Below are 23,413 nucleotides of genomic sequence, written 5' to 3'. Positions count from 1 at the left end.
TTTTTGTTACGAACAAAAAAAGAGAAACCTGATTGGGTTTCTCTCTTCAAAATAGGGGTAATAATAATGTTATGCTTCAACAGGATGTTCTTTCGCCGCTAAATACCTTTCGGCATCTAAAGCAGCCATACAGCCAGAACCTGCGGCAGTAACCGCTTGCCTGTAATACATATCCTGTACATCACCGCAAGCAAAAACACCTTCAATATTGGTTAACGTAGAACCTGGTTTAGTATTTAAATATCCGGTTTCATCCATATCTAACTGACCTTTGAAAATATCAGTATTTGGCTTATGCCCTATCGCTACGAAGAAACCTTCAACAGCAATTTCTGATACTTCATTAGACTGGTTATTGATCACTTTTACAGCGGTAACGTTTTTACCATTCCCAAGAATTTCCTGCGTTTCAGTATTGTAATGAACCACGATGTTTGGGGTAGCTAAAACACGGGCAACCATCGTTTTAGATGCTCTGAATTCATCTCTACGCACCAATAAATGAACAGTTTTACAAAGTTTAGCCAAATAAGTTGCTTCTTCAGCGGCGGTATCTCCGGCACCAACAATGGCCACATCTTGCCCTTTAAAGAAGAAACCATCGCAAACTGCACAAGCAGATACACCAAAACCATTATATTGCTGTTCACTTGGCAAGCCTAACCACTTTGCTGTTGCTCCGGTGGCAATAATTACGGTATCAGCAGTAATGGTTTTAATTTCATCTACAACGATCTTGTGCGGCGTAGAAGAGAAATCTACTGAACTGATGTAACCGAAACGGATATCTGTACCAAAACGTTCTGCCTGCTTACGGAAATCTTCCATCATTTCAGGCCCCATGATTCCCTGCGGATAACCAGGAAAATTTTCTACATCTGTAGTTTGTGTCAACTGACCACCGGCTTGCATGCCAGTATACATAATTGGTTTTAAATCGGCTCTGGCAGCATAAATTGCAGCAGTATAACCTGCAGGACCTGATCCAATGATTAAACACTGAACGTGTTCGTTTTCTTGTGACATTATAGCGTGTATTTGAATTCTTTATTTGTAGCGCAAATTTAATGCTTTAAACAATTGTTGACAAGTATTCATTGTCAACATAGTTTACTTATTAACAGTTATAAAACAGCTCTGATATTTTCACGAGATAAAAAAGTTCTTTGTAAAACTTACATAGATTGTTCGTTTAGACCTGCGTTTAAAATCCAATCTGCTTGCGACCTTGCTGAGCCACTGATTATGGTTTTTAAAGCTATTTTTTTCTGCGCACTTTGAATAGCGCTGCTTATCATATCATTTTCAATCATTTCGTCTTCCTTCAAACCCATCTTTTTAAGCAAATCAACCATGCGTTCTCCACTGAACAATTTAAAAATAGGTTCGGATAATGATGAGAAGACCGTTATTTCATCTTTTCCTAATTCCTCGGCCTTTCGCTGTTCTTCGGTTTGCAAAGGATGATGTTCTACAAAAATTAACATTTTGTTTGCTTGTGTTATGTTCAAATAATTTGCGAGGTAAATATGTTCCTCGAGCTGATTTTCATGAAAATAAGCTTGAAGTTTGTTTTTTGTTTCTTCGAACCACGCAACAAATAAGACATCAGGACTGGATTTTTTCAGTTCGAGACAAGCTTTAAATTTAGCTTTATCTCACATCCAAATTTTATCAAAAACTTTTAGTCCTCTTTTTTTATTACTGAATAATCCAAACATAGTTAATTATCTAAACTAAATTTTAAAATTTATTTAGCAGCTTTGCGCTTTTATAAACTAAAAAGCATTCCAGAAGCTGGATCTATCCCGAATGCTTAACCTGATAAGTTAGGGTTTAATTTTAGTGACGTAACTAGCCGCTCCTGAAACACTTGAAATAGCTTTTCCATTTTTATTTGGGCTGGAAGTATAGGTAACCCCAGAATCAGCGCCTTGAATGCGAATATTTCTCACACCTTGAGCTTTCACCCGGATGGCTGCTCCGACTACCTTGATGCTGTTGCAGTTTCCTGTGATTACCACATTAATGCTGCTCCCCTCGATATTAATATTTTCGTTTCCGGTGGCTTCGATCGTTTTGTCGATACCACTTCCCGTAACATTAATAGTTTCTCCGGTTTCCTGCATTCCTGGCTTTACATTTTGAGCTTTGGTAACTAACGTTGTCGTAAATAAGATTGCCATTAACGTCAATGTTCTTCTTAGGTTTTTCATATCAGGTTAGTTTAGGGGGGTAATTATACAAAGATTATACTACTGGGTATTTATCATCAGGTTTGAATAATTCCGACGTTAAATTTCCTGGTTATTGGAGATTGATTTGCAGCCTCAATTCCCATTGAAATAACTTTTCTGGTTTCCAGGGGATCAATTATTCCATCTACCCAAAGTCTTGATGCTGCGTAGTATGGAGTAGTCTGACTATCATATTTATCGGTGATTTCCTTTAAAAGTTCTGCTTCTTTTTCTGGTGTGATCACTTCTCCCTTTGCTTTCAAGGATGCTTGTTGAATTTGCAACAAGGTTTTAGCCGCCTGGGCACCGCCCATTACCGCAATTTTAGCGGTTGGCCAGGCATAGATTAGCCTCGGATCATAAGCTTTACCACACATGGCATAATTACCGGCACCATAGGAGTTTCCCATCACGATCGTGAATTTTGGCACCACAGAATTAGCCACGGCATTCACCATTTTTGCGCCATCCTTGATAATGCCCCCATGCTCTGACCGACTACCTACCATAAACCCGGTTACATCCTGTAAAAAAACCAGCGGAATTTTCTTTTGGTTGCAGTTCATAATGAATCGGGTAGCTTTATCTGCACTGTCTGAGTAAATTACCCCCCCAAATTGCATTTCACCTTTTTTCGACTTCACCACCTTCCGTTGGTTGGCTACAATTCCCACAGCCCATCCGTCTATACGGCCTAAACCACAAACAATGCTTTGTCCATAGCCCTTTTTATATTCTTCAAATTCAGAATTATCAACCAAACGGCTGATGATATCCATTATTTCGTATTGCTTATCCCGGTTTTCAGGGATAATTCCATAGAGCTCCGTTTCAATTTCCTTTGGCTTGACAGGTTTGATTCGATCGAAGCCGGCATTTTGCGGAGCGCCTAACATGCTCATGATATTCCGAATGCTGTCTAAACAAGCCTGTTCATTTGGATGCTTATAATCGGTAACACCAGAAATTTCACAATGCGTGGTTGCCCCGCCCAGGGTTTCGTTGTCAACATCCTCTCCTATTGCAGATTTCACGAGATAGGAGCCCGCTAAAAATACGGAACCGGTTTTATCCACAATCATGGCCTCATCACTCATAATAGGAAGGTATGCACCGCCCGCTACACAAGCCCCCATAATTGCAGAAATTTGTACAATACCCTCTGCCGACATCATCGCATTGTTCCGAAACATCCTTCCGAAGTGTTCTTTATCTGGAAAAATTTCATCCTGCATAGGTAAATAGACGCCGGCGCTATCTACCAGGTAGATAACCGGCAGGCGATTTTCCATGGCGATTTCCTGTGCCCGAAGGTTTTTCTTGGCAGTCATTGGAAACCATGCGCCAGCCTTTACTGTTGCATCATTGGCAACGATCATGCACTGTCTACCGCTTACATATCCGATACCACAAACCACACCGGCAGACGGACAACCGCCTTGTTCAGCATACATTCCATCAGCGGTGAAAGCACCAACCTCCAGAAATTCTGAATTTTTATCAATCAGGTAAGCAATTCGTTCACGGGCCAGTAACTTACCTTTTTCTTTTTGTTTAGCAGCGTTTTTTTCGCCGCCACCAAGGTAAATCTTTTTCAGTTTGGTTTTCAGCTCGTAAACCAGTTGTTTGTTTACATCTTCGTTCTTATTGAATTCGATATCCATGATGGCAATTTAAATCTTATTTCGGAATTAAGCATGGCGACCAAATTGGTTTCTGGTCTAAGGTGTGTTTTACCGCAAATAACAAAAAGAAAAACCGCAAAGAAATAAAGAAAAAACCATAGAGAATAAGTTTAAACTATTGATTTCAGTATTCTATGTGCTCTCGGTGGTTAACTTGCTCTTAGCATTTTGATCAGAAAATAATAACCACAGAGGAAACAGAGAAAAAATCACAGAGAATAAGTTTCAAATAATTGATCTTAATATTAACTGTACCAACTCCGTGTGCTTAGTGGTTAAACCTACACACCCAGCTTTGCATTATTTGCGAGAAGTCTTCTTTGCTTTGCGTTTAACCATATCATTTCAAAAGCACATCTTAATCTCATTATACTTTTAAACTCAATGTTCTCGGTGGTTAACTTACTCCTTAGCATTTTGTTGAGAAAAAATAATAACCACAGAGGAAACAGAGAAAAAACCACAGAGAAATTGCAGAGGTTACATTACCTACAACTAAATTCATCATTCAACCTCATAAAATATCTGTACTCCCGGCTTTGCGTTCTTCGCGAAAAACTTCCCTTCTCTTTGCGGTTAACTGATAGCAAATATTAACCACAGAGAAATCGCAAAGATTATATTACATACAATTAATCTCATCATTCAAGCTCATAATCCGGCTTTGCGTTCTTCGCGAAAAACTTCCTTCCCTTTGCGTTTACACACACAAAATCATTTTAAAATAATACTTTTGAAAAAACCTCATTAATGGAGCTAACCATCAATATTCCTGCTTTACTGTTTCCTGCCATCAGCCTGATCATGCTGGCTTATACTAATCGTTTTTTGGCTTTAGCAACATTAGTCAGGAGTTTGAAAGCTAAGTATGAGGAAGGCGAGAAAAATATTGGTTTGCAGAATCAGATTAAAAACCTTCGCTATCGGTTAAAACTGATTAAGAACATGCAGGCATTTGGTGTGTTAAGTTTCGCCAGTTGCCTGTTCTGCATGTTTTTTATTTATTTGGAATGGAATATAGTTGCTGAATTACTTTTTGCACTCAGTTTAATATTCTTCATGATTTCATTAATTATCTCTTTGATCGAAATACAGATCAGCACGAAAGCACTGGAATTGGAGTTGAGCACTTTAGAAGGTCTGGACGATGAATCATTAGGTGGATTCATCAAAAAGAAATTTAAGAAATAACAATCAAGAACTTTAGCTAAAGTAGCATGATGCAAATCATTACACCATGCGACATTAGCTTAAGATAAAATATTTTGAAGTTAGCTAATGAAGTGATATAAAAAAACCACTTCGCCTGAAAACGCAGGTTTTTTCTGACCTTCTATTTCCATTTCTATTGCCATATGAACTTTCGTTACGCCACGTAAGTTAACAATAGAGGCTAATTTGGCTTTTAGCCTGATTTTAGCATTTACGAGGACCGGCTGCGCAAATCTCAGGCTTTCAATCCCATAGTTGATCTCCATTTTTAGCTTCTGAATATCAACAATTTCTTTCCAGAGATACGGAATGAGCGAAAGTGTTAAGTATCCATGGGCGATTGTGGAGCCAAAGGGGCCTTCATTTTTTGCTTTTTCTTCGTCTGTATGAATCCACTGATAGTCTAACGTGGCATCTGCAAACTTGTTAATTTGTTCCTGCGTGATGGTATGCCACGAAGAAACACCAAGCGCTTTACCTAAATGTTGTTCAAATTCTGCGTGAGATGTAATAATTTGCATTTTATGAATCTTTATAGTGATAGTAACCCTAAAATTGTAGTTGTTTAACAGTTACTTAGATTAAATTTCTTTCCTTAAACCAGACTTCATCCGGCACGGCCGAAAAATGATCCATTTTGTCAATCAGTATTTCTGCATCAGTTTCATTAAAAACCAAATCCCGATTGGCTGGTTTCAAAAACTTGCTTCTTACCATCATTTCCATCTGTGCAAATAGCGGATCGTAAAATCCATCTACGTTTAAAACACCTATAGGTTTATGATGGAGGCCTAATTGCAGCCAGGTTAGTACTTCAAAAAACTCTTCGAGGGTTCCGAAACCGCCTGGCAAAATCACAAAGCCATCGCTCAGATCTGCCATTTTTTGCTTGCGCTGATGCATATTTTCAGTCAGGATCATTTCCGTAAGTCCTTTATGACCTACTTCTTTATCCATCAGAAATTGCGGAATCACACCTGTAACCAGGCCGCCGGCATTTAAAATGTCATTTGCAAGAATGCCCATCACACCTACACTTCCTCCGCCGTATACCAATTTGATTTCTTCTCTGACAAGAACATCTGCCAACTGTTTAATGGCTTTACGTAACTGTAGATCGCCGTTAAAGTTTGAACCACAATAAACACAAACCGCTTTAAGCTTATTCATCTGATTAAAAAATTTAGCGAAGTTAAGATTTTATCCGTGTGCTATAAATTTTAATTCTGCACAAAGCTGTTACTTTGATGCGATTATGATCTAAAACACTTTTTTAGCAGCTGTTTCAATGTTTAATTAACCTCCATTCAAAATATATGATGGTGACAATCATTATATATTCCTATAACATAGAAGCTTAAAACAAAAAACGCCGGGTACCCGACGCTTTTAATCAAAAATTAAGAGAACATTATATGAACCCTGCGGCTCTGATCTTCCGCAAGGTTCTTAAAAATTAAAAACTGTAACGGAAGGTAGCGCCGTAGGTTCTTGGATCTCCAAGTACACCTGCATATAAACCGGAATTACCTGCAGCTGCCTGTAGCTGCTCATAATAGTTTTTATTGGTTAAGTTCCTGCTCCATACAAATACGGAAAACTTATCAGATTTAAATCCAAGTCTGGCATTTAACAGCGAATAACCCTGAACATTTAATACACTTGATGGTGTAGGATTCGAAGAATAAGTAGAACGGTAACTGGCATCCCCCGCTATAAAATACCGGCCTGGCTTAGTGGCCAAATTACCTGGAGTGCTAAACTCTGCCCCCCCGGAAACATTCCATTTCGAGATACCGGGCAACCTGCCTCCAGAAGCATCTTTAAATGCTACTTGGGTAGCCACGCCATTTACCAATTCAGTATGGCCGGTTTCTTCCAGCGGAAGTGGTGCATTGGTAAATTTTACATATTTCCCATCAAGATAGGCCAGTGCTGCATTTAGGGTTAAAAAACGTTCTAATTGATATGTTCCATCAATCTCTAATCCTTTTACTTTTACCTTTTCGGCATTGGCCAGATAACCCCTGTTTACACCCAATTGAGGTGATTGTACATTGGTTTGATAATCTTTGATATCGGTATTAAACGCCGTTACATTTAATATCGCACCTTTAAAAGGTTTTGTTTTAACACCCAATTCGTAATGTTCTACATATTCTGGTTTTACTACGGCTAATGTCAAATCAGCCTGACCATTTGCCGTGGTCGGCAAGCCACCCACGTTAACTCCAACTGGTTTATAAGCAGTAGAAAAAGTACCATAAAGGTTTAATTTCGGATTAGGCCGGTATGATAGCGTAATGTTGCCGGATAAATTGTTATTTTCTGTACTGGTATTAAATTGCTGATTGCTGTACACCGCCGCTTTTAGTGCCAGCAATGCCGCGTCTGTAGTTTGCAGTCCGCCATAAGTATTGCGGTCATAGTCTACATCTTTTTTGTCGTATGTAAACCTTAAGCCAGGTAAAACGTGTAAATGTTCAATCACTTCCCAATCTACCTGACCAAAAACTGCGGCGCTTAAAGATTTAATGGTAGAGTTGGTTTTAATGCCGAAGCCATCCAATAAACCTGGTGTGGAATACAATGCCTGTGTACCTGTATTTCCTGTTTGTACAAACCTCCATTGATCTTTACCTACTTCTTCCGTCTGCCCTAAACCCTGGAGGTTTTGCCCTAACACAAATACACCGATTACACCGCTTAACTTTTCTGTAATGTTTCCGGCATACCGAATTTCCTGCGAATATTGATCGTGACGTGAATTTCCCTGCGATTTAGTGAGCGCAGCTAATTCAGAGAAATCCCTGTCATTTGTTGGATCCCAATTCCAGAATCTCCAGGCTGTGGTGGAGGTTAATGTTCCGTTTCCAATTTTATAATCAACATTTAAAGAAATTCCACCAATAGATTGGTTATGCCTCCAAGGTGTATTGGTATTAATTTCTCTGGAGAAAGGATCTATTTTTGGTTGCTGATAACCTAAATCTGATACGATTCTAGCGTATTGGCGATATGCGCTTCGTTCTGTTGTAGTTACCCCGGCTATTACCAACGGATAACCTGCCGGATGCTGAACGCTTACATCGCCACTTAATAAAATTTTTAATTTGTCAGACGGGGTAAAGTATAACTGGCCCTTAAAACCCAGATTGTTTTGTCCGCTATATCTACGCTCCTCTCTGGTATTGTAAATGGTACCATCACGTTGTGTTCCTGAAATGGAAATTTTAGCAGCCAGATTTTTTGCCACGCCTCCAGAAACGGAGGTTTTAGCCTGAATAAAGTTGTAATTCCCGACACTCATTTCAACTTTCGCCGTCGGTGTTTGAGTGGGTTTGGTGGTGGTGATGTTGAATGCACCAGCCGTTGTATTTTTTCCAAATAAAGTTCCCTGGGGTCCGCGGATGACTTCGATTTGTTCAATATCAAGGAAATCTGTAGAGGTTGCCGCCGGACGGGCATGATAAACGCCATCTACATAAAAACCTACCCCTGGATCAATCCCGTCATTCGTTAAACCAAAAGTTGATCCCAACCCTCGAATATTTAATGTTGTATTCCTGGCGTTTGAAGCGTAAAGCTGAACTGAAGGAACCAATTCTTTCAAACGATTAACGTTAAAAGCACCGGCATTTTCAGCAGCTTGTCCGCCGATCACGGTAATGGGAATGGGTACATCCTGCAAAACTTCCGATCGTCTTCTAGAGGTTACCACGATCTCATCAAGCTGTGTGTCTTCTATTAAAACAAGTTCTATCGGCGTATCCTGAAATTTTAAAATTTGAAAATCCTGAGGTTTATAACCCACCGAGCTGATTTGGATATAAAACGGAGGTTGTTGTTTTGCATCGATGGTAAAGGCACCATTTACATCTGCAATTGCAGAAATATTGGTTCCTCTTATTTTCACCGTTGCATTAGGAATCGTAATCCCATTTGCGCCTTTAACAATACCAGTGATGGCATTTTGAGCGAAAAGTGCCCCGGTTGAAAGTATTAAAGAGAACAGTAAGAGTAAACTTTTTTTCATGATTAATTTAGTAATGTTCGGTTTATTTTTATGGATTAGGGTGCTGTTCAGGGTGTTTTTTCTTAGCATGCAGCGCGACAACAACAATGCTTCAATGGATTTTGGATATATTTTTCATATTATTTATATAAAATCTATAGATTTAGTAGGCAAATATATTAAAAAAACCTTCTTCCCAAATTTTATTTTGAAATAGTTCTTCAGAATTGAGTTCATGTCAATGCCTTTTTAAATTTATTTATGATGAAAGATTGCTCTGCCACAGTCGAAATGACGACGGAAGAAGTGACCCTCATTATTCTGGAAGAATTTCCGGACTATAATATCTGTGGATTTTTAATCCACCTTTAATTACCAGCTATGCATTGATGCATGTAACCTGAACTTAAATATTGTTTGGAAATAAAAAAACGGGGCTATCGTTACCGACTCCCCGTTTTTTATTTATTTAATTAGAAGATTTCTCCACCATGGCCGAAAGGACGACGTAAGATGGGAACTTTAGGCTCAACAACCTTTCAACCTTATCTAGTATAATTTGGTGCTTCTTTGGTGATGGTGATATCATGTGGATGACTTTCACGCATTCCCGCAGCTGTAATTTGAACAAATTGCGCTTCTTGTAAAGCCTCGATCGTTGCTGCACCACAGTAACCCATACTTGCACGAAGTCCGCCGATGTACTGATACATTACTTCGGCTAATGTTCCTTTGAATGGCACACGACCTACAATTCCTTCGGGAACTAATTTTTTAATATCATCTTCTACATCCTGGAAATAACGGTCTTTAGAGCCTTGTTCCATAGCTTCGATAGAACCCATTCCACGGTAAGATTTAAATTTACGTCCTTCGTAAATGATGGTTTCACCTGGTGATTCTTCCACTCCGGCGAATAACGAACCAGCCATTACGGTATCTGCACCGGATGCGATTGCTTTCGCTATATCGCCGGTATGTTTAATTCCACCATCAGCGATAACCGGAACGCCTGTACCTTTTAATGCCTTTGCACATTCATAAACTGCATATAATTGTGGAACACCAACACCAGCAATAATTCTGGTGGTACAGATAGAACCCGGACCAATACCAACTTTAACGGCATCAGCGCCGGCATCTGCTAAAAATTTAGCTGCTGCTCCAGTTGCAATGTTTCCAACAATCACCTGTAAATCAGGATACTTTGCTTTTACTTCTTTTAACTTATCAACTACACCTTTTGAATGCCCGTGAGCGGTATCAATGGTAATCACATCAACCCCGGCATTTACAAGGGCATCAACACGCTGCAAGGTATCGGCAGTTACGCCAACAGCAGCACCAACACGTAAACGTCCGCGTTCATCTTTACAGGCAGCAGGATAATTTTTAACTTTAGAGATATCCTTAAAAGTAATTAAGCCGCTTAAATAACCGTCTTTACTTACCACCGGAAGTTTTTCAATTTTATAATTCTGAAGAATTTCTTCTGCCTGTACCAGGTTTGTTCCTTCTGGTGCAGTAATAAGGTTTTCTTTCGTCATGACTTCGGCAATTGGCCTTGCCATATTTTTTTGGAAACGTAAATCGCGGTTGGTAATAATTCCAACTAATTTATTGTCGCTGCTTACCACCGGGATGCCACCGATCTTATGTTCTTTCATAATTTTGAAAGCATCGGCAACCACTGCTGTTTCCAATAAAGTAACCGGATCCTGAATCATTCCGCTTTCAGAACGTTTAACTTTACGAACTTCTTCAGCTTGTCTTTCAATCGTCATGTTTTTATGTAACATCCCAATACCACCATTTTGCGCAATGGCTATGGCAAGTTCAGCTTCTGTTACGGTATCCATTGCTGCAGAAATCAACGGAACGTTAAGCTTGATTTTTTTGGTTAAGAAAGTGGCTGTATTTACATCGCGGGGCAGAATTTCTGAATAAGCGGGTACTAAAAGTACGTCGTCATATGTTAAACCTGTTGCAATAAATTTTGTGGAGTCGAGTTGCATAGCAAATAAATTACGATTTATTATTTGCCAGGCAAAGATAAGAAAACTTACTTGAATTTTAAAAGATATTGTGGTTTGGATGTAAATAGTCTAGAATGCTATTTATGGTTAGGTTTTCAAATAATAGATAAGTCAACTCTGGATGAAAAGGATAACTACAAATGGTAAACATAATTTTGCCTAACTGACTTTTTTAACAACCCAGCTGCTTGTCCTATTTTTAAAGATGCCTTAAAATGCGACTATCATGCCTTAGGACTCCAATGGAACCCCAATAGAACCCGGGGATAACCTGATATTCTTTGCATTGAAAATTAAGGGGTGAAACCGACCTTATTTCTCTTCTGCCTACTAGAAACGAAAATCAGAACATTCATCTATGCTTTTGCTGATTTTATCAGTACCTGAGTTTTTGTCCTATTTTTAATGATGCCTTAAAATGCCACTATCATGCCTTAAGGCTCAAATGCCCCCCAGTAGTACCTCAAGTAAACTAGCTTGTTTATTGTCTGACTTTTTAATTGCTTGAAATAGTGTTAAATGAATAAGAATACAAGTTTTTGGTTTGGATTAAATAGTTTGGAAATAAAAAAAGGCGAGTTGCCCCGCCTTAAATGTTTTCACAACGGAATAATCCTTATTGTGATTTGCTTTCAAGTCAAAGGTATAATTAATTTTTTAATTCGGGATACGGGAAACCGTAAACGATGTAAATTTTTATTTTCTATTTTTAGGAAAATCTAAATTGCGATGAAAAAAATATTAGGACTTGATTTAGGGACAAATAGTATTGGTTGGGCGTTAGTGCAACAAAATTTCGAAAATAAAACTGGAAATATTCTTGGAATGGGAAGTCGAGTGATACCTATGGGAGCTGAATTAAGCAAGTTTGAACAAGGTCTGGCACAAACTAAAAATGCTAATAGAAGAATAGCAAGAGGAACAAGAAAACTTAATAAGAGATATAAGCAACGTAGAAATAAACTCATTTATATTTTACAAAGGCTTGAAATGCTTCCTAATCAAATTAAGTTGGTGGCTGAATTTTCTGATCCAAATAAAATAGATAAAATTTCTATTCTGCCAATTTCTAAAAATCAAAAACAACTGACAGCTTTTGATTTGGTAGAACTTCGAGTAAAAGCTTTATCTGAAAAGATTGAATTGGATGAGTTCGGTAAAATCATCTATAAATTTAATCAATTAAGAGGTTATTCTGGAGGAAATGCTGAACCAGAAAAAGAAGATAACAATGACGAAGAAAATGATGAAAAAGAGAAAACAAATGAAAGCTATATTACTTTTTCAAAGATTCTGAGTATTGGTTTACCAGAAGAAATTGTATTTAAAGGTAAAAAACTTAATAAAAGAAAAATTAGCATCGAGACAGAAGAAGGAATTATTGAAGGAGAAACTTTTTTAGAAAGTTTAAAAGAAAATGATTCTTTGGAATTACAAATCAATATTCGCCGAGCAAAATCAGGAGACACTATTACTTTCAAGCTTCCTAACAAAACCAGTTGGAGGAAAGAAATGGAAAATATTGAAAAACAGCTCACTGAAAATCCAAAAGAAATCGGAAAGGAGTATTTTATTTCTGAATTCTTATTAGATATTTTAAAAGAAAATAAATGGGCAAAAATCCGTAATAACGTGATCCTGCGTTCACGATATGAGGCTGAATTTGAAGCTATTTGGAAAGAACAATCGAAGCATTATCCGTTTCTTGATAATTTAGATGAAAATAAGCTACTGAAGATTTTGAATTTTATTTTTCCAGGAAAGAAGGAAAGTCAGGAAAAATTAAGGCAAACTGGTTTGGAAAAAGGATTGAAATATATCATCAAGAATCAAGTTGTTTTTTACCAAAGGGAATTAAAGGATCAGTCAGATTTAATTTCTAACTGTCGTTATGAACCCAATGAGAAAGTAGTTGCGAAAAGTCATCCTGTTTTTCAGGAATTTAAAATTTGGGAGCAAATCAATAAACTGGCCATCAATACAAAAACCGAAAATGGAGTTAACAGAAAAGGCGAGATAAGATATAAATATATTGATCGACCTATTCCTATTCAGCTCAAAGAATGGCTTTATGAAGAATTACAAAATAAAAAAGAAGTTTCTTTTGGTCCCATTCTCACAAAACTTAAAAAAGAATTTAATTTAAGGGATAATGTGGATTTCCTGAACGGAATGAATGCAAAAGACAAATTAAAGGGAAATGATACAAAGAATATTTTGCAGAAATCTTTAGGCAGTTTATGGAATGAATTTGATTTGGACAATAGAGAAAAGCAAATTCATTTATGGGATATTCTTTACAATGGAAAAGGAAATGAATATGAACTTACAAGCGACAGAACTTCTAAAATATTAGATTTTCTAAATAAGTATTCTCCTCATTTAGAAAATAAAGAAACAACCGCAGTAAAAATTTCTAAAATTAAATTCGGAAGAAACTACTCAAAGCTAAGCTTAAAAGCCATTGAAAAGATTTTGCCTTTAGTAAGAGCTGGGAAATTTTTTGATAATCAATTTTCAGAAACTCTAAATCAGAAAATTATTAAACTTTTAAATGAGAATGTTGATGACCCTTTTGAAAAATCAGCGCAAGAGTTTTTGGATAAAAATCAGGATATTTTATCAGAAGGAGGGATTGTAAATGCAATTGCTACTATTCTTGTGTACGATAAGCATACCTCAAAAGAATACTCCAAAGATGAATTATTAAAAGAATATACTCAGGTTTCAAGGTTAAAGCAAGGCGAACTAAGAAATCCTTTAGCTGAGCAAATAATTAATGAAGCATTAATTATAGTAAGAGATATTTGGCGAAAATATGGTTTTAAACCGGATGAAATAAGAGTGGAACTAGCAAGGGAACTGAAAAATAATGCTATTGAAAGAGGGAAAATGTATTCTGCCAATCTGAAAAGCCAAAAACTAAATTCAGAGATAAGAAGCCGGCTAATAGAACTTAAACAGGAAATCTCAATTGCAAATATTGAAAAATATAAAATTTGGATTTCGCAAGAAAACCTACAGGAAACTTATATCAAAAATTACAGTGATCCTTCCAAATCAGAAGTAGAAAAAATAAAGCTTTGGGAATCTCAAGGGCATATTTCGCCTTATACTGGTCAGCCCATTCCTTTGTCTGAATTATTTAATCGTGAGAGATACGATATTGACCATATCATTCCTCAATCAAGATATTTTGATGATTCATTTTCTAATAAAGTAATTTGTGAAAAATCTATAAATAATGAAAAAGGAAACAGAACCGCAATGGAATATTTTGAATCGGGTTCTGTCAATTATACTATTTTCACAAAAGATCAATTCATAGATCACACAAATAAGTATTTTTTCAACAAAAAACGAAAGAACTTATTAGCAACATCCATACCAGAAGATCCTATCCAAAGGCAGATAAAAGATACTCAATATATTTCAATTAGAATTCGCGAAGAACTTCACAAAATTGTAGGAAATGAAAACGTAAAAACGACAACAGGCGGTGTTACAGATTATTTGAGAAATCATTGGGGTTTAACTGATAAATTTAAAGTTCTGTTAAAAGAAAGGTATGAAACGATAATGCCCAAATTGGCGAACATAGAATACGAATCTTACAAGAAAGATATTGAAGCTAAGATAAAAGAATATGAAAAAGCAGGAACAAATTTTAATGAACCTATTTTAGATGAACAAACTTTTATTCAAAAATTCAAAAATGAATTTATCCGAAAGAAAAACAATAAATTAATTATTAAAGGTTGGAGCAAACGAATCGATCACAGACATCACGCAATCGATGCTTTAATTATTGCCTGTACACAACCAGCACACATTAAACGACTGAACGATTTAAATCAAGTCCTGAAAGAATGGTTAGAAAAACATAAAGAAGAATTTTTGCCGGGATTCAAAGGTAGTAATGCTGAATTATTAGATGAAGTATTAAACTTGGATGAAGAAAAAAGAAAAAAAATATTTAATCAATTAGAAAAATTCAGAACGATTGAAATGCCTTGGAACGGCTTCCCAGAAGACGCAGAACAAAAAATCAAAGAAATTGTAGTTTCTCATAAACCGAAAGATAAACTTCTTTTGCAATATGACAAAACAGGAAATAGACAAATAAAATTGAGAGGACAATTGCACGAAGCAAAAAATTATGGATTAAGTAATGGTAAAGAAACTAAACGTATTCAGTTATCTGAATTATTTGACAAAGAAAAATCAGCCACATTAGGAAATTTAAATAAAATTACACATGATTTTTTAAAAACAATTGTCTTGAGACATTATCAAGATGATTATCAATTTAATAATAAGGAAGCCTTTTCTGCAGAAGGAATTCTTTACTTAAACAAAAAATTATCAGAAAGGGTAGATGAAAAAGGTAATCTAAAACCTCATCCCCCTATTTCAACAATAAAGATTTATTATAAAGATCCATCAAAATCAAAAAAGAAAACCGAAAGCGAGGATGATGATATTTCCTTACAGAAATTAGACAGAAAAAAATCTTTCAACGATTCGCTATATGTGAAAACAGGGGACAATTATCTCTTTGCAATAATGGAAAAAGAAGTTGTAAATAAAAAGACAAAAGAAGACGAGAAGAAACGTCACTACGATTTGATTACTTTTTTTGATGCAGCCAACCATTTAAAAACAGAATTTAATATTTCTGAAGACAAGAAAAGTTTTGATAAAGAAGCTTTGTTTAAAAAATATTTTAGAGAAAGAAACAACGCAAAATTGCTGTTCACATTAAAACAAGGAGATTTGGTTTATCTTCCAAATGTTGACGAGGAAGTTATTTTTGACGAATCCAGTCCTTTTTATGAGTCTTATTGGAAAAATATTGAAGAACGTAGTAAAAATATCTTTGTTGTTCAAAAATTTAGCGGAAAAGAAATATACTTTTTAAAGCATACGGTTGCAGATGTAATTTCAAAAAAGAACGAATTTGGAACACAAGATTGTTATCAGAATCTTGATGGGCGTTCAATCAAAGAATTTTGTTTTAAAATTAACTTTGATCGTTTAGGAAATATTTCAAAATATTAAATTTATGTCAAAACCATCCCTTAAAAAAGAACTTTCAAAATTAACTAAAGGCCAATTGATAGAACATATCATTGATCTGTATGACAAAAATAGCTCAGTAAAAGAATTTTACAAGTTCTATCTTAACCCAAAAAATGAGAAAGAATTAGTAGATAAATACAAAAAATTAATCCGTAAAGAATTCAACGTAGAAAATCCGATGCGAAGTACAGAAAAGTTTTCGGTTGCAAAACGGGCTATTTCTGATTTTAAAAACCTGCAACCCTCACCAGAATCTTTGACAGATGTGATGCTATATCTACCAGAAAGCGCTTGCGAACTCACCCATCGCTATGGTGATTTTTCTGAGCAGTTTTATAATTCTACCTACAATAATTATAAAGCAGCTTTAGATTTTATTGCCCGCCACGATTTGTTAGATGGCCTCTCCTTGTGGCTACGGTTTTGCAGAGGATATCGCTGATGCATTTTATGAATATTATTAAGTTTATATTCCGATAATTATGATTAAAAGAACGCTCCACTTTTCTAATCCAGCTTACCTCAGTTTACAACAAGATCAATTGGTGATCGATCTCCCCCATCTAAAAATTTTGGGCGAAAAGGAATCTAAAAAGAAAGTACCCATTGAGGATATTGGCATCATATTATTAGATCATCAACAAATCACCATTACTCATGGATGTATTGCGGCATTGCTGGACAATAATGCCGCTTTAATTACCTGTAACAGCGGCCATTTACCTACGGGTATGATGCTGCCCATTGATGGACATGATATTCAAAGTGAAAGATTTCGACATCAAATCAATGCATCTCAGCCTTTAAAAAAGCAATTGTGGCAACAAACTACTCAGGCTAAAATATTAAATCAGGCAGCTATATTGTCTGATCGTGGAATTCCTTGTGAGAATATGGTTCATTGGGCTAAATCGGTTAAATCTGGCGACCCGGATAATTACGAAGGCAGGGCAGCAGCATATTACTGGAAAAATGTTTTCCCGAAGAAGATTGAGTTTTTCCGCGGTCGAGAAGGCGATCCACCAAATAACTTACTGAATTATGGTTATGCCATTTTAAGGGCTATTGTAGCCCGTGGATTGGTTTGTTCTGGTTTACTCCCAACTTTGGGGATCCATCATCGAAATAAATATAATGCGTATTGCCTGGCAGATGATATTATGGAGCCTTACAGACCTTATGTAGATCAAATTGTATTGGGCATTATCGATAGAGGAGAAAATTTTCTGGAGCTTGGAACATCGATAAAAATGCAATTGCTCGGCATAGCAACTGTTGATGTTCAATTCGAACGCGGAACAAGTCCGCTGATGGTTGGCCTGCAAAGTACCACCTCCTCTTTAGCGAGGTGTTATGAAGGAATTACCAGAAAAATAAACTACCCGCTGATGAAAAACTTTGATACCAGGCGTCCGTTCAATTATAACTTTTCCAGTGAGATTCAGAATTTCGATACTGAAGACATAGAAGTTCAGGATAAAGACATTGGTGAGGAAAAACTGCCATTTTAATTCATGCGCTTAAATGAATATCGAATTTTGTGGGTATTAGTATTTTTCGATCTCCCTACGGAGACAAAAAAGGAACGAAGTATTGCAAGCCGGTTTCGTAAAGAAATTATGCGGGATGGCTTTGCGATGTTTCAATTTTCCATCTACTTAAGACATTGCAGCAGCCGGGAAAATGCCGATGTTCACATTAAAAGAGTTAAGAAATTACTTCCAGAAAAAGGTCATATCGGCATCATGACGGTTACCGATAAACAATTCGGTATGATGGAATTATTTTATGGCAAAAAAGAAAAAGAACTTCCTGATACGCCTCAACAGCTCGAGTTATTCTGAAATAGAAATAAAATAAAGATTAGAATAAAAATCTGGCTGTTAATACAACCAGATTTTTTTAATTCTAATTTTTGAACTAACCTACTGACAGATAGTTAATTGAACTAGGGTATGTTGTTGTAAATATCAGTAGTTCAAAGAAAGAAAGCAAATCACAACACTTTCTTCACTGAATGGACAACAGGTGATGTTGTTGTAAATATCAGTAGTTCAAAGAAAGAAAGCAAATCACAACACATGTCGCATTTCAACAGGCACTTTGTGAGTTGTTGTAAATATCAGTAGTTCAAAGAAAGAAAGCAAATCACAACGGAATGGGATGAATACATTAAGTCACTCCAGTTGTTGTAAATATCAGTAGTTCAAAGAAAGAAAGCAAATCACAACCGCCGCTTCCACCTTAGCCCATAGCCCCGTGTTGTTGTAAATATCAGTAGTTCAAAGAAAGAAAGCAAATCACAACTATTCGTACTTACGTCGTCGTCTTCAAAAAGTTGTTGTAAATATCAGTAGTTCAAAGAAAGAAAGCAAATCACAACGCGAAGTTAGCGCGTCAAGCTAAGTAATTAGTTGTTGTAAATATCAGTAGTTCAAAGAAAGAAAGCAAATCACAACGACGAATTAGAAGACGCTACGCTTACGCTTGTTGTTGTAAATATCAGTAGTTCAAAGAAAGAAAGCAAATCACAACGGAATGCATCCTCAAAAATTACGCTTCCATGTTGTTGTAAATATCAGTAGTTCAAAGAAAGAAAGCAAATCACAACACCAGGTCTGCTTTAAATTTAGTTAAAAATGTTGTTGTAAATATCAGTAGTTCAAAGAAAGAAAGCAAATCACAACGTAATAAGGGAAATATATTACCGAAGGTCCGTTGTTGTAAATATCAGTAGTTCAAAGAAAGAAAGCAAATCACAACCGAACGAAGGGGCGCCACTATCATTGATAGGTTGTTGTAAATATCAGTAGTTCAAAGAAAGAAAGCAAATCACAACCGGTATTGCTTTCAGGCTTAGCGAATTCTTGTTGTTGTAAATATCAGTAGTTCAAAGAAAGAAAGCAAATCACAACTTGAAGCGATAAACTGTTCCCTTCGGGTTGGTTGTTGTAAATATCAGTAGTTCAAAGAAAGAAAGCAAATCACAACAAGCAACTTGCGCTTCTTGGTCGGCACGAGGTTGTTGTAAATATCAGTAGTTCAAAGAAAGAAAGCAAATCACAACCAGTAAACCCAAACTTTGCCCGGCCTTTTGGTTGTTGTAAATATCAGTAGTTCAAAGAAAGAAAGCAAATCACAACGTAATAAGGGAAATATATTACCGAAGGTCCGTTGTTGTAAATATCAGTAGTTCAAAGAAAGAAAGCAAATCACAACACAAGGCTGTCTGTTACAACAATGATACCTGTTGTTGTAAATATCAGTAGTTCAAAGAAAGAAAGCAAATCACAACGCTTAAATGGTGATCCTGCGTTTACAAATGGTTGTTGTAAATATCAGTAGTTCAAAGAAAGAAAGCAAATCACAACAGAAAGAAAGTTGAACAACCCCAAAATTAAGTTGTTGTAAATATCAGTAGTTCAAAGAAAGAAAGCAAATCACAACACGCAGCAACATCAACACCTGCTGCTTTCAGTTGTTGTAAATATCAGTAGTTCAAAGAAAGAAAGCAAATCACAACGGGACTACACAACAACGCTAGGTTTGATTTGTTGTTGTAAATATCAGTAGTTCAAAGAAAGAAAGCAAATCACAACGATAGATGGCGCACACTTTCAATGTTTTAAGTTGTTGTAAATATCAGTAGTTCAAAGAAAGAAAGCAAATCACAACGTAGCGCATCTACTTTAGCGATGTTGGCGTGTTGTTGTAAATATCAGTAGTTCAAAGAAAGAAAGCAAATCACAACACCTGTAGATGCCATTATATTTTGCGTATTGTTGTTGTAAATATCAGTAGTTCAAAGAAAGAAAGCAAATCACAACTGCTGCGAAATGAACATCATGCAGCGGTGTGTTGTTGTAAATATCAGTAGTTCAAAGAAAGAAAGCAAATCACAACTCACGCTAACAGATAAGTTAGAGCGTTTAAGTTGTTGTAAATATCAGTAGTTCAAAGAAAGAAAGCAAATCACAACTCGGATATTGGTTAGCATACCCTCGAATAGTTGTTGTAAATATCAGTAGTTCAAAGAAAGAAAGCAAATCACAACCCATTATACCGTTGATATCGCAGGAAAGGGGTTGTTGTAAATATCAGTAGTTCAAAGAAAGAAAGCAAATCACAACCGGTATTGCTTTCAGGCTTAGCGAATTCTTGTTGTTGTAAATATCAGTAGTTCAAAGAAAGAAAGCAAATCACAACGGTCGAATATTTTAGTTTTAATCCAATGTTGTTGTTGTAAATATCAGTAGTTCAAAGAAAGAAAGCAAATCACAACTCATGCCAGATAAATCTTGTTTAATTGTTTCGTTGTTGTAAATATCAGTAGTTCAAAGAAAGAAAGCAAATCACAACTTATACATGATTGATAAAGCATCTTTAGTGTTGTTGTAAATATCAGTAGTTCAAAGAAAGAAAGCAAATCACAACATATAGGAAGCAGCTCCTTAGCTTTAATCCGTTGTTGTAAATATCAGTAGTTCAAAGAAAGAAAGCAAATCACAACCTTTCGTAATGACTGAAATAATTTTTCATAGTTGTTGTAAATATCAGTAGTTCAAAGAAAGAAAGCAAATCACAACTCGCTAGCGATTCACATTCGATATCTGATGGTTGTTGTAAATATCAGTAGTTCAAAGAAAGAAAGCAAATCACAACTTCGCTTGGATTGCTTGGCATTTCCACCACGTTGTTGTAAATATCAGTAGTTCAAAGAAAGAAAGCAAATCACAACTGGCCGACAACGACGCAATACTGGACGGAGGTTGTTGTAAATATCAGTAGTTCAAAGAAAGAAAGCAAATCACAACATAATTGAAAAGACAAAAAACGCGCCAATAGTTGTTGTAAATATCAGTAGTTCAAAGAAAGAAAGCAAATCACAACTAAAGCAATAACCATTGGTAATAACCAGGAGTTGTTGTAAATATCAGTAGTTCAAAGAAAGAAAGCAAATCACAACATATTGAGTGCCGTAAATTTGTTTTAGTCGTTGTTGTAAATATCAGTAGTTCAAAGAAAGAAAGCAAATCACAACCTGTGACTCTCTCTCAATACCAGAAGCCTCGTTGTTGTAAATATCAGTAGTTCAAAGAAAGAAAGCAAATCACAACTAAAATGTATGCGATACTTTTCAAAGTAGTGTTGTTGTAAATATCAGTAGTTCAAAGAAAGAAAGCAAATCACAACAAGGAACGCTAAAGCCGATCTATCAGGGCGGTTGTTGTAAATATCAGTAGTTCAAAGAAAGAAAGCAAATCACAACTAGTATGCTCTTTAACAAAATCTCTTAAATGTTGTTGTAAATATCAGTAGTTCAAAGAAAGAAAGCAAATCACAACACGAAGGATCTAATGTTGCAAAACTCTCTAGTTGTTGTAAATATCAGTAGTTCAAAGAAAGAAAGCAAATCACAACTTATTCATGATTGATAAAGCATCTTTAGTTGTTGTTGTAAATATCAGTAGTTCAAAGAAAGAAAGCAAATCACAACTCGTGCGCTATCGCTTTTGCTACGAGCTCGGTTGTTGTAAATATCAGTAGTTCAAAGAAAGAAAGCAAATCACAACAAGCCAGTTTATTGATGTTTCTGGCGGTGGGTTGTTGTAAATATCAGTAGTTCAAAGAAAGAAAGCAAATCACAACAGTGCCAACTGGCTTTGATATTGTTTATGAGTTGTTGTAAATATCAGTAGTTCAAAGAAAGAAAGCAAATCACAACCTTTGCCAAGCGTTTTTCTTCGCGGTCGGCGTTGTTGTAAATATCAGTAGTTCAAAGAAAGAAAGCAAATCACAACGTAGTTACCCACACTATCGCGGAAGTTACCGTTGTTGTAAATATCAGTAGTTCAAAGAAAGAAAGCAAATCACAACTGTTCGACCACGTTTTCTTCCGTAACGCCCGTTGTTGTAAATATCAGTAGTTCAAAGAAAGAAAGCAAATCACAACTATGAATGCGCTTGCGCACTTTTTCGTCGCGTTGTTGTAAATATCAGTAGTTCAAAGAAAGAAAGCAAATCACAACAATCCTTGGTTTGAATAAGGCCCAAAGTTTGTTGTTGTAAATATCAGTAGTTCAAAGAAAGAAAGCAAATCACAACTGTAGCCTGTTATTGTTCTGAATGGCAAAGGTTGTTGTAAATATCAGTAGTTCAAAGAAAGAAAGCAAATCACAACTGGAAATGGTGTTATCGCGTATATCAATTTGTTGTTGTAAATATCAGTAGTTCAAAGAAAGAAAGCAAATCACAACTTTTTCGACTTATCGACGCTATCTTTTTTTGTTGTTGTAAATATCAGTAGTTCAAAGAAAGAAAGCAAATCACAACTAAGTGACATATCTTTAATGCCCTCCTTTAGTTGTTGTAAATATCAGTAGTTCAAAGAAAGAAAGCAAATCACAACGATGGACTAAAACTAACAGCATAATGAAAAGTTGTTGTAAATATCAGTAGTTCAAAGAAAGAAAGCAAATCACAACGGATTTGGACAAAATAAGTTTCGTGTTTTAGTTGTTGTAAATATCAGTAGTTCAAAGAAAGAAAGCAAATCACAACACTTCCAACCTTTGGGATCATTTCCCTGATGTTGTTGTAAATATCAGTAGTTCAAAGAAAGAAAGCAAATCACAACCAAGAACACCTCATAATCTTCATCCCAAAGGTTGTTGTAAATATCAGTAGTTCAAAGAAAGAAAGCAAATCACAACTATCTTAAAGCAAATAATGTTAATATTTGGGTTGTTGTAAATATCAGTAGTTCAAAGAAAGAAAGCAAATCACAACAATCAATTACATATAAAATACCGTCAGCAAGTTGTTGTAAATATCAGTAGTTCAAAGAAAGAAAGCAAATCACAACAAGCGTTTGCGGTTCGTCCGTTACGGTATCGTTGTTGTAAATATCAGTAGTTCAAAGAAAGAAAGCAAATCACAACGTATCGAGAAATTACTTCAATCCTTTTTGAGTTGTTGTAAATATCAGTAGTTCAAAGAAAGAAAGCAAATCACAACAACTTATCAGGGGTTTCTTTAATTGGGGCTGTTGTTGTAAATATCAGTAGTTTGGATATTCTGGAGCATGTTGACCCCCCAATTATGTTTTCCAATTCCGGTTTACGGTAAAACCATTTAAAGCTTTTA

General features: G+C 36.0%; 13 protein-coding genes and 1 CRISPR repeat array. Of the genes, 5 read left to right on the top strand and 8 right to left on the bottom strand.

Annotation, left to right across the window (positions count from 1 at the left end; genetic code table 11):
* Window positions 1-69 precede the first annotated feature (69 nt).
* From trxB to GJU39_RS09095, 4 genes are all read right to left on the bottom strand, one after another.
* Entirely contained in the window at window positions 70-1,026 is a 957-nt protein-coding gene (gene trxB, locus GJU39_RS09110; RefSeq protein ID WP_154280481.1) for a thioredoxin-disulfide reductase, read from the bottom strand.
* A gap of 149 nt (window positions 1,027-1,175) precedes the next feature.
* Window positions 1,176-1,487 carry a hypothetical protein gene (locus GJU39_RS09105; RefSeq protein ID WP_154280480.1) on the bottom strand — a complete coding sequence of 104 codons (312 nt, stop codon included), beginning with the start codon at window positions 1,485-1,487 and terminating at the stop codon, window positions 1,176-1,178.
* A gap of 342 nt (window positions 1,488-1,829) precedes the next feature.
* The gene (locus GJU39_RS09100; protein ID WP_154280479.1) at window positions 1,830-2,216 is read right to left on the bottom strand and encodes a DUF3060 domain-containing protein; all 387 of its coding nucleotides are present in this window, start codon (window positions 2,214-2,216) and stop codon (window positions 1,830-1,832) included.
* A gap of 56 nt (window positions 2,217-2,272) precedes the next feature.
* Window positions 2,273-3,901, bottom strand: a complete 1,629-nt coding sequence (locus tag GJU39_RS09095; protein ID WP_154280478.1) for an acyl-CoA carboxylase subunit beta — start codon at window positions 3,899-3,901, stop codon at window positions 2,273-2,275.
* 771 nt (window positions 3,902-4,672) lie between these two features.
* On the opposite strand from GJU39_RS09095, the gene GJU39_RS09090 reads away from it, so the two are divergent.
* Window positions 4,673-5,113, top strand: coding sequence for a DUF2721 domain-containing protein (locus tag GJU39_RS09090; protein ID WP_154280477.1), 441 nt, complete (start codon window positions 4,673-4,675; stop codon window positions 5,111-5,113).
* 80 nt (window positions 5,114-5,193) lie between these two features.
* Here the strand turns inward: GJU39_RS09090 and GJU39_RS09085 are convergent, their stop codons facing one another.
* From GJU39_RS09085 to guaB, 4 genes are all read right to left on the bottom strand, one after another.
* A complete protein-coding gene (locus GJU39_RS09085) occupies window positions 5,194-5,655 on the bottom strand; it encodes a MaoC family dehydratase (RefSeq protein WP_154280476.1) in 462 nt (153 codons plus the stop codon).
* Window positions 5,656-5,710: 55 nt separating this feature from the next.
* A complete protein-coding gene (locus GJU39_RS09080; RefSeq protein WP_154280475.1) occupies window positions 5,711-6,304 on the bottom strand; it encodes an LOG family protein in 594 nt (197 codons plus the stop codon).
* A gap of 286 nt (window positions 6,305-6,590) precedes the next feature.
* Complete coding sequence (locus GJU39_RS09075) at window positions 6,591-9,170, bottom strand: TonB-dependent receptor (protein ID WP_154280474.1); 2,580 nt, start codon at window positions 9,168-9,170, stop codon at window positions 6,591-6,593.
* Between the two features lie 524 nt (window positions 9,171-9,694).
* Complete coding sequence (gene guaB / locus GJU39_RS09070) at window positions 9,695-11,164, bottom strand: IMP dehydrogenase (RefSeq protein ID WP_154280473.1); 1,470 nt, start codon at window positions 11,162-11,164, stop codon at window positions 9,695-9,697.
* 750 nt (window positions 11,165-11,914) lie between these two features.
* On the opposite strand from guaB, the gene cas9 reads away from it, so the two are divergent.
* From cas9 to cas2, 4 genes are read left to right on the top strand one after another with little or no spacing between them, the layout of a single operon-like run.
* Entirely contained in the window at window positions 11,915-16,246 is a 4,332-nt protein-coding gene (gene cas9 / locus GJU39_RS09065) for a type II CRISPR RNA-guided endonuclease Cas9 (protein ID WP_154280472.1), read from the top strand.
* A 4-nt stretch (window positions 16,247-16,250) separates the two neighbouring features.
* A complete protein-coding gene (locus tag GJU39_RS09060) occupies window positions 16,251-16,709 on the top strand; it encodes a DUF6155 family protein (protein WP_154280471.1) in 459 nt (152 codons plus the stop codon).
* 40 nt (window positions 16,710-16,749) lie between these two features.
* The gene (cas1, locus tag GJU39_RS09055) at window positions 16,750-17,778 is read left to right on the top strand and encodes a type II CRISPR-associated endonuclease Cas1 (protein WP_154280470.1); all 1,029 of its coding nucleotides are present in this window, start codon (window positions 16,750-16,752) and stop codon (window positions 17,776-17,778) included.
* 27 nt (window positions 17,779-17,805) lie between these two features.
* Window positions 17,806-18,111, top strand: a complete 306-nt coding sequence (gene cas2, locus GJU39_RS09050) for a CRISPR-associated endonuclease Cas2 (RefSeq protein WP_245227750.1) — start codon at window positions 17,806-17,808, stop codon at window positions 18,109-18,111.
* Window positions 18,112-18,224: 113 nt separating this feature from the next.
* Window positions 18,225-23,284: direct repeats of the CRISPR family, unit length 46 nt; unit sequence GTTGTTGTAAATATCAGTAGTTCAAAGAAAGAAAGCAAATCACAAC.
* Window positions 23,285-23,413: the final 129 nt, after the last annotated feature.

This window comes from Pedobacter petrophilus (assembly GCF_009674725.1).
Lineage (GTDB): Bacteria > Bacteroidota > Bacteroidia > Sphingobacteriales > Sphingobacteriaceae > Pedobacter > Pedobacter petrophilus.
Note: the sequence above shows the minus strand (reverse complement) of the source record. Positions and strands in the feature narration are given on the sequence as shown.